We start from the raw sequence: 2,838 nt of genomic DNA, 5'->3' as shown, positions 1-2,838 counted from the left end.
GTATTGGTCCGCTTGAACTCCAGCGTCTGAACCTTAGACTCTGCCGCCTGGCTCGCGTCCTCATAGACATACTGGATGGTCTCGGTCACCGTTTTCGTTTCTTCAACCGGAACCGTCTTATGGCGCAAATGGACTTCAAAGGTTTGAATAGTTTCATCGTACGTCACACCGACGCTTGGATAATTATCTGAAACAACTTCATAGTGTAAGTTTTGGTAATACTGAAGCGTTGCGGTAGTCCTATAGGTATCTGTTTGACCATAATAACCCATCAGCTCTTTAGTCTCTAAAATCTTCTTATTATCGTCATCATCAAGATAAACAACCCTGGCACCTCCTATTGCCTCAACATAATAGTTATATACATTTGTAATCCCCAACCTCACTGTGCCCATTGCATTTTCACTTGATGATACATATTTATAAACTTTCCCATTGAAATGCACCCGTTCTTCATGTGACGCTACATAAGATTCTCCTGTGGGCGTCCCTTTAGGCTTAATTATTTGTGTTTCGGTCAGTTTAGTCGTTGTTCCTTGAATATAATTATCAAGCAATACTGTTCCGGCTGTGTTGTAACTGAAAAAATTATAACTGAGGTCAGGCTTCGTTAAAATAAAAGGAGAAGGTAACCTACTTGTAATTGCTAACCAGTACCCGCTATCAAACTCTGAATCCCTACGCATGGTAAACGAGATAACATCGCCATTATCTATTACACCAGCGATACTAGTCTTATAAAAATCCGGATGGTTATATCTATCTGGGATATTTTGTGTCGGACTACTTGCAGCTAAACGATTATCAGATTGTTTTTCAACATACGAACCAGTTATTTTTACTGGTTTGAAGTTATAGTCTGCTATCCCCTCTTCATGCTTCTTTCCATCAGCACGTATCGTTTTTGACAAACTTGTCAGTGCCAATATAGCTGGAGTTGCTTGCTTAAATTGGATGATATTATCATTCTCGTCATAAAAACGAATTTTTACACCATATTTAGAAGGAGCAGTTAAGTTATAAAAAGTATAAATCCCCTTAGTTGGATCTTTCTCAGCAAAACCGATTATTCCTATCCCATTATTTAAATTTGTTACTTCATAAACAACTTTAGCAATTTTTGTACCATTATAGCTAGAATTTTGTAGATTTGTGTAAGTAGCTGTTATAGTTTGACCTTTGTTAATTTTGGGAATCACAAAATTCCCTGATGCAGAAGTTTTGTATGCAGCTATTGGATTATTAGCAAATGTCCTACCACTACCTATATATTCTTCATATGAGTACGCTCTAGGCGCATCTTGCTGACCGAATTCTGTCGTCCCACTAATTGATAAACTAGCATTCGGCTCACTTTGAAAGTTTAACCCCTGAGTTACAACTTCACTAAGATAACCGGGCTTTTGAGTGTTACTTTGAGCTGTTGCATAATCACTGTTATATTTATCAGTTGACTCTCGTATACTTTGGGCTTGCTCTTTTTCACGAGCAATTGCATCAGCCTCTAAGTTTGCAGCTTCTTCTTGTGTATTAGCTGTTCCAATGATCTCAGTTGGTTTTTGTTTTACTTCAATATTAGAAGCTTGAGCAGTAGCAATAGCATCTTTTAATTCTTGATTCTCAACTGTTACATTTGGCTGTCCTTCAGCAGGGTTCCCAGCAGCTACCATCGAAACAGGCACAGGTGCTGATGAAGCTGCCAACGATTTTGCTTCAGCAACTTCGGCTGCAACAGTTTTCGCTTGAACAATCAAGCTAGTATCAGAAGCTTCTGCTACAGGAGCCAAGGCGGTTGTCTTAGTAGCCTTAATTTCATCAGCTACCACACCTTCATGGGAGCTAAACATTGCAATAATCCCAAATATTAGAACTCCGATCGCACCATAAACTTTATTCTTACGGATTGAACCATGTTCCTTTGTTTCACCAGTTTTCTTGAACATCAATATATTAGCTTTCTTTTTATAATTAATTAACTCTCTTGATCTAATTCCTTCTAAAAGAGAAATAACAAGAGCTTTTCATGCTAAGTCTCAAGCTTTTGCCATCACTTATAGCAACTTCATATTTGATTTAATATCAACAATCTATCTTACTTTTTTAGTTTGCCAATATCAATATAATAAAATAAATAATCCTGAGAGTTTAAATAACTATCTCTAAGCTGTCTGACAATACTTAAAAAATTAGCCACTCCCACATTATATATTATACTTTGGTGAGTGGAATAATTCAATCAATATGCAAATAAAATATACAAAAATTGTGTAATTTCGTTATTAGAGAGAGCGGAAAAATTTTCTAAATCATGTTTGTATACGATATATTGTAAAATAAGCTCTATAATATTTGTAGTGGGTAAATCCACCGCAGGGATTATGGAGCCTATTTTGTTGTAGAAAAAAAGTTCCATAAGACCTATAATGAAAAGCAACGAAACCATCATTAGAAAAAATCTTATGGAACAATTAAATTTTATCACAAACCTACTCGAAATTAAAGACAAAAATATCATCATTCTAGATTACAAGGACTCGGGGACTCATAAAGAAATCCTCACTAAGCTAGATTATCCCGCACCTAAATGCCCTCACTGCCAAGGAAAAATGGCTAAATATGACTTCCAGAAAGAATCGAAAATTCCCTATCTAGAGTGCGCGGGATACAAGACATTGATTCGTCTAAGGAAACGACGTTTCCGCTGTAAAGACTGTAGAAAACATACTAAGATTAGTAGTGAAGAAATCTCCGACGGGAGAGAGTACTCACTACTTTTTCTTTATGTTAAAGTAGTGGTGTCTTGTAAAGTCGTAGGGCTCTATGGCGCTAGACGTCGCT

General features: G+C 36.8%; 2 protein-coding genes. One reads left to right on the top strand and one right to left on the bottom strand.

Annotation, left to right across the window (positions count from 1 at the left end; all coding sequences use genetic code 11):
* Positions 1–1,943 (bottom strand): GbpC/Spa domain-containing protein (locus AC5FEC_RS10310; RefSeq protein ID WP_493662107.1); only part of this gene is annotated, 1,943 nt, incomplete at its 3' end.
* Positions 1,944–2,459: 516 nt separating this feature from the next.
* Between AC5FEC_RS10310 and AC5FEC_RS10305 the strand changes: the two genes are divergently transcribed.
* Positions 2,460–2,838, top strand: a 379-nt coding sequence (locus tag AC5FEC_RS10305) for a transposase family protein (protein WP_493662106.1), incomplete at its 3' end; no start/stop codon positions are given.

It is taken from the genome of Streptococcus sp. STC1396, from assembly GCF_058933875.1.
This window is presented reverse-complemented; position numbering and strand designations above follow the sequence as displayed.